5 protein-coding genes are annotated in these 6,704 nt (G+C 35.0%); all 5 read left to right on the top strand.

Features of this window, described 5'->3' with window-relative positions:
* Positions 1-724 precede the first annotated feature (724 nt).
* The 5 genes from CSUIS19073_RS07795 (at position 725) to CSUIS19073_RS07775 (ending at position 6,498) form a co-directional block, all read left to right on the top strand.
* Entirely contained in the window at positions 725-1,951 is a 1,227-nt protein-coding gene (locus CSUIS19073_RS07795; RefSeq protein WP_086242631.1) for a porin, read from the top strand.
* An 848-nt stretch (positions 1,952-2,799) separates the two neighbouring features.
* Positions 2,800-3,375 (top strand): cache domain-containing protein, encoded by a 576-nt coding sequence (locus tag CSUIS19073_RS07790; RefSeq protein ID WP_086242630.1) that lies wholly within the window; start codon positions 2,800-2,802, stop codon positions 3,373-3,375.
* A gap of 208 nt (positions 3,376-3,583) precedes the next feature.
* Positions 3,584-4,696 carry a methyl-accepting chemotaxis protein gene (locus CSUIS19073_RS07785; protein WP_086242634.1) on the top strand — a complete coding sequence of 371 codons (1,113 nt, stop codon included), beginning with the start codon at positions 3,584-3,586 and terminating at the stop codon, positions 4,694-4,696.
* A 105-nt stretch (positions 4,697-4,801) separates the two neighbouring features.
* Complete coding sequence (locus CSUIS19073_RS07780; protein WP_086237695.1) at positions 4,802-5,359, top strand: c-type cytochrome; 558 nt, start codon at positions 4,802-4,804, stop codon at positions 5,357-5,359.
* A gap of 20 nt (positions 5,360-5,379) precedes the next feature.
* Positions 5,380-6,498, top strand: a complete 1,119-nt coding sequence (locus tag CSUIS19073_RS07775; protein ID WP_086237694.1) for an ABC transporter substrate-binding protein — start codon at positions 5,380-5,382, stop codon at positions 6,496-6,498.
* Positions 6,499-6,704: the final 206 nt, after the last annotated feature.

Here is a 6,704-nt window from a genome sequence, read left to right as displayed (position 1 = left end):
CCACTTAAAAAGAAAAAGAGTTTCTTTGATATTCCAAATTTTCACCAAAAACTCCTTCGAGTTTTTTGTTGCGAAAATTTTCTTTAAGGGACAGGGGAAACTATTTTTAACTTCGCAGGTCAGCAGAGCCGACCTTTGCGATAAACTTTAGAAAAGTTTAATCAAGCTAAAGTCCCCACGAGTGGGGTACCCCATTTATGGGGACCTTAGTGTTTGCTACTTTAGGCGTGGCTTTGCTACGCCGTTAAAAGTAGGTAAAAATGGGGTTCCCCTATTCCTTAAAATCCCAACTCCTTCCCAGTTTGGCATTTTTATTTTATAAAAAGCTATATCAAAATCAGTGGCGTAAGCCACCCATTGAAAGGCTTTTACAAAATTTTCGCCGTAAAACAACCATTTAGGTTATTTTGCTTTTGCGAAAATTTTGAAAAAACCTTTCAAGGTTGTCAAGCTATCGCTTGACTATTTTTTACTTCTTACGGCAATAAATTGCCGTTTGCAAAAATTTGAAGTGTTAAAAATAAAGAATAGCAATAAAAAACTCGCAAGAATTTTTAAAATATCAAAAGCTTTAAACTTAGCAAAATAAGTATAGATTTGATGATTTATACTCTTTGAATTTTTAAATTTTGGTAAATAATCGGTAATAATTCGGCAAGAATTCAGTAAATATTAAGTAAAAACCCATTACAATTTCAAACCTATACTTTAATAAGGAGATAAAATGAAATTAGTTAAACTAAGCTTAGCTGCAATCGTAGCTGCCGGTGCTCTTTCAAGCGTAGCAAGTGCTGCATCACTTGAAGAAGCTGTTAAAAATGTAGATGTATCAGGCTATGCAAGATATAGATTTGATAGCACAAATACTACAACTAACACTACAGGTGCTACAAATAACTACCACAGATTTACATCAGATATTAACTTCAAATCTGCTCTAGATGATAACTTCTTTGGTGTTATCGGCTTTAGATATGATAGCCGTGACGCATCAGGCGAGAGAGTAAATGCTGCTACTCAAGTAGGTACAGTTAATCAAGGCAACAATGCTGATAATTATGGTCAAACATTCAATGTTCGCCAATTCTATGTAGGTTACAAAGCTGGTAACACCACTATCACAGCTGGTCGTCAAGTGCTAGGCACATTCTTTACTGATGATATGGTAGGTACTGGTATTAAACTACTTAATAGCGATATTAGCGGTCTTACTCTAGCTGCTATAGCATTTGATAACCTTCAAAATGATGGCGATATCGGTACAAGAGGATTATTTATCGGCGAAAATGGTTCTAGCGAATTTGTATATGATAGAAACCTATATGGTGTAGCTGCTATTGGCTCATATGATCCAGTTAGCTTCCAGCTATGGTATGCAGCTCTTGATAGCGTAGCTCAACTATATGCTCTTGATGTAACTATAGGAGCTAATATAGCTGATATAGATCTAAGCTTACAAGCTCAATATGCTGGCTCAAGTATGTGGGCAGACAATGCTAGAACAGCCGCAGCAGCTGGTGCTTTACCACTAGATGACGCACAATTTGCAGCTGTAGAAGCTGGTGCTAAAGCTTTTGGCTTTGATGCGAGTGCTGGTTATGTATGGTTTGATACAGATACAAACTCTTTAATCTCATTTGAAGATCAAGGTAGCTTCATAGGCGCTGGTGAAGATATACTAGACTACACTTTAATAAATGGCGAAAATAAATACTGGTTCTTAAAAGCTGGTTATACATTTGCTGATAAAGTAAGAGTAGGTGCTGACTATGTATCTGGTAGAGTAACTAGTGGTAATGTATCTGTTGATGAGTATGAAGCAGTAGTTAGATTAGATTATAAATATAGCAAAAAACTTAACTTCAAAACTTGGTACTCATACATTGATAGAGACAGTGGCGATAAAGGAGATGCTAAACACCTAAGATTTGAAGCTAGATATAACTTCTAATTTTAATAGGGTTTAATCTCTTTGGGGAGCCTGGCTATTTATGGCTGGGCTCCCTTTTTTTATGCTTTTTTAATTCTTTATTTTTCTTATCTTTGTAATTTTAATTAATTAATGAAATTTAAATTCCTAAAGTCAAATTTTGATAGAATCTTTAGTAATAAATAGTGTGTTGTAAAGATTGCTTGGGCTTTTTAAGAAGCAAAAAATCGTCAAGTGATAGTTTGAGAACCATAAAAGGTTTTTTCAAAAGTTTAGATATAAAAGAAATTTTTCTTTTTTAAGTAGGAAGGGCAAGGTAGCTTCGCTCTTATTTTTCGTAGTGCCATCAAATGATAAATCTGAGCGTAGCTCAGCAACCTTGAAAGGCTTTTACAAGGGGTTGGGGGTTGTAAAGGGGGAAGGGGTAGCGTCTGCCAAAAAAGCGTTCCCCTTTCCCCTTAAAAAAGAAAATTAATATAGGTTGTTTTATTTTTAAGACTAGGCTTTTAGGATAAAATCAAAAAAGGTTTAATACTCCAAATTTTTGCCAAAAACTCCTTCGAGTTTTTTGTTGCGAAAATTTTGAAAAAGCCTTTCAAGGTTGCTGAGCTTTCGCTCAGTTTTTATAAAATAAAAAAGCCAAACTGGGAAGGGGTTGGGATCTTAAGGGATAGGGGAAACTGTTTTGGCTTTCAAATTTTAGTTTCCCCTGTTCCTTAAAGAAAGAATTTAAAAAAAAGTTTGTCGCAAAGACTAGCTTGGCTCTAGCAAAGTTAAAAATATAAAATAAAAAGGTAAAAAATGCAAAATACGCAAAAATGTAAGGTAAGTCTAAGCCTGAAGGTATCAGCAGCGTTATAGTTGCTTGTTTGGTTGGATTGATTGTTTTTGGTGTGGTGGTGATTTCATTTTTAACTATTCAGAAAGAAGATGGTAGCTTGATGGAGTATCAGACAAATTTACAAAGTGTGAATTCTTTGCTTGATTCATATATAGGAGAGAAACAAGCGATTGTAAATTCTCTTAGAGATAGCATAGCTAATAATATCGATGATGAGAATAAGATAGCTGATTATCTAGCTTTGAGTGAGAAACTAGGTAGCTTTAATCTACTATATTTTGGCAAGGAAGATAATGGTCGTATGCTAAGGAGCAATGGCAATCATGTCTATCCATCAAGCGGCTATGACCCAAGGAGTAGGGACTGGTATAAACTAGCTAAAGCGTCAAATAAAGATATGGTCTTAGGCACGGCATGGATGCAAGCGAGTAAGAAAATTCCGGTATTTGGGTTTAGTGCACCTATTAGTAATCAAGGTAGATTAGTAGGAGTAGTATCTGGGGATATAGCTTTAGGACCTTTGAATTTATATCTAGATAATATACAAAATAGGGCTAGTTACACTATAGCGGCTATAGACCCTGCTAATAATATCGTACATTAGCAAGGATAAAGAGCAGTTATTTAAGCAAAATGAGCTATCTAAAATATTATCAAATATCAGTAGCGATGCGAAAGGCTTTTTTGAATTTACTCAAAATGGGGTTGATAAATTGGCTCTTTGTGGGATAAATGAGATAAGTGGGTGGAAGGTATGCTTAATCAATGATAAAAGCTCCATATTTTCAGCAGTTAAAGATACCACAACTCTTATGGTTGTATCGCTACTTATATTTGCTTTGATACTTGCTGTAGCTACATTTTTAATAGTAAAGAGTATAACTAGACCGGTAGTAAAGATCAAAGATTCGTTATTAAATTTCTTTGATTATTTAAATCATAAAAAGACAAGTATTGAGCCACTTATATTAAATACTAGCGATGAGCTTGGCTTGATAGCTGGTGCATTCAATGACAATGTAAGGTCGATAGCAAGGGATATACAAAAAGATGATGAGCTGATAAAAAAGACATCTGAAGCTCTAGATATGGCTAAAATGGGGGATTTTGGCAGTGATTTTGAAGTAAATGGGGCAAATAATAGGGTTAATGAACTAGCTAACCATTTAAAAGAGACTTTAAAAGAGCTTGATAAGAGCTTTATAGATATAGCTGCAGCCTTGGATACATATGTCAAAGATGATTTTACGCATACTATAGTAAATGAGAACGCTCAAGGGCAGTTTAAAAAGACAAATGATAATTTAAATAAGCTTGGCTTATACATTAAAGAGATGTTAAAAAGCTCTAATAAAATCGCTCTAACCCTAAAAGAGAAAACAGAGGAGCTAGAAGAGGTTTTAAAGATCTTAGAAGAGTCTCAAAGAACGCAAAATTCAGCCTTTAATAAAACTTCAAACGAGATAAATATAATAAATGAAAGCATCACTCAAATAGATATAAAAGCTGGAGAGTTAATCAAACAAAGTGAGGATACAAAGGAAATTTTAAATATAATTGGGGATATTGCTGAGCAGACTAATCTACTAGCTTTAAATGCGGCTATTGAAGCTGCTAGGGCTGGAGAGCATGGTAGGGGATTTGCCGTGGTGGCAGATGAGGTAAGAAATCTAGCTGAAAAAACGCAAAAAAGCCTTGGCGAGATAGAGGCAAATACTAATCTATTAATCCAAAGCGTTACAGATGTATCAAGCTCAATTAGCCAACAAACTGAAATTATAAATGATATTAATAGTAGCATATCGCAAATGCAAGAGCTAACAGAGAATAATAGCCTAAATGTATCTAAGTGTGCTAATATCTCAAAAGAGGTGGCAAATCTATCTAGAGATATGCTAAATGAGAGTAGCAGTAAGAAATTTTAAATTTTTCTAAAGTCAAATTTAGATAGAATTTTGCGTTTTTGTAGTAATGATTTATGGGCTACTTTAACGCATAAGATGGGATTATGGTATAAAAAAGGAATTTAAATGAAAATAGCAAAATTGGCTATATCGCTACTTGTGGTATCAAATTTGGTCGCAAATGATAGCTATATAATAGAAGCTGATGGGGAATTTGGCAAGGAGCTTAAATCTTTAGTAGAAAAACACGCTAAAGATAATAATATAAGTGTGAAAGTATATGAAAAATCAAATTCATCAGATGATGATGAGAGTGGTAGATTTCTAAATATCGGCATTGATAAAAATGCAAATTATAATGGCACTAAAGGAAAAGAGCTATATGAGAAAAACTGCAAATCTTGCCACGGAGAAAATGGGACTAAAAGGGCTATGGGAGTATCTCAAAGGCTAAGTGATATGAGTGGCGATGATATAGCTGATTCTATGGCTGGATATAGGGGTGATGTGCAGTTTGGTGGGCGTTTAAAATATCTTATGGCACCAATTGCTACTAGAATGAGCTTAAAGGATTTGGGGCATATTATAGCCTATCTTAAAGGGGATAACGCTTTTGTTATAGATGATGATGAGAGTAATGAGATTAGGACTACCCCAACTAAACAAGGTAGCTATCTAGAGTAAATTTAATATAAAGGATTAAAATGAAAAAATTTTCACTAATTGCGCTAGCTGCTGCGATGGCTATTAGCTCAGCTGCGGCTAAAGAGATTAAAATTGGCGTTATTATGCCTATTACTGGTGCAGTAGCCGCTTACGGACAGACTGCGTGGGCTGGGATTAAACTAGCTAATGAGTTAGAGCCAACTCTAAAAAATGGGGATAAAGTTAGCTTAATATTAGTAGATAATAAGGGCGATAAGGTAGAGACCGCCACAGCTACTACAAGGCTAGTAAGTGAAGATAAGGTAAGTGGATTAATCGGAGCTATGGTAACTGGCAATACTCAACAAGTATTACAAATCGCAGATGAGAAAAAGGTTCCGATGATAGCTCCAGCAGCTACAGCTGATAAGCTCTTAGATCGTGCTAAATATGGTGCTAGAGTTACATTTATGGATTCATTTCAAGGGACGAGCTTTGCTTCGTGGGCGATATCTAAAGAGATGAAAAGTGCGGTGCTAGTAATAGACCAATCCACTTCATACTCAATTGGTCTAGCTAGAGCGTTTAAGAAAGAATTTGAAAATCAAGGTGGCAAACTACTAAAAGAGTTAAAAATCAGTAGCGGAGATAAGGATTTTAAAGCCATAGTATCGCAGATTAATAGCTTAAATCCTGATTTGGTATATATGCCATTTTATCATCCTGAGGCTGCGCTATTGGTGCGTCAAGCTAGACAAATAGGGGTAAAAGCTCAATTTGCCAGTGGCGATGGAGTAAGCAACGATACATTTATAGAGTTAGCTGGAGATGCATCTAATGGATATTTATATACAGATGCCTTTGATAGCTCAAATCCCCCAACAGCTAAATCAAAAGCTTTTGTAGAAGCATACACTAAAAAAAGTGGCGAGTCTAATGTGCCTGGATTTACCGCTCTTGGAGCTGACTCATACTATTTAATGATAGATGCGATGAATCGTTGTGCTGATGCGACTGATAGGGAGTGCATTAATAAAGAGATTAAAAATAGTAAAAACTTTGAGGGCGTTTCAGGTATTATAAATATCGATAAAAAAGGCAACGCAGAGCGTTCTATTGTAATTAAAGAGATTATCAACGCTAAGGCTGTCTATAAAGATACTGTAAATCCTAAATAAATTTATATTATTATATTTTTGTGGCTTTTGTTGGTAGCTAAGCAAAAGCCATCATTGTAAATGAAGTAAAGCAATATAAAGCGTGATAGTCAAACGATACTAACTATCGTTTGACGGCACTACAAAATATAAAAGTGAAGCTACCTTCCCCCACTTTTTTACATTCCAAATTTATAATAAAAATTTTTAAAAAATTTAAATTTTTC

The organism is Campylobacter sp. RM19073 (genome assembly GCF_024723495.1).
Taxonomy (GTDB): domain Bacteria; phylum Campylobacterota; class Campylobacteria; order Campylobacterales; family Campylobacteraceae; genus Campylobacter; species Campylobacter porcelli.
This window is presented reverse-complemented; position numbering and strand designations above follow the sequence as displayed.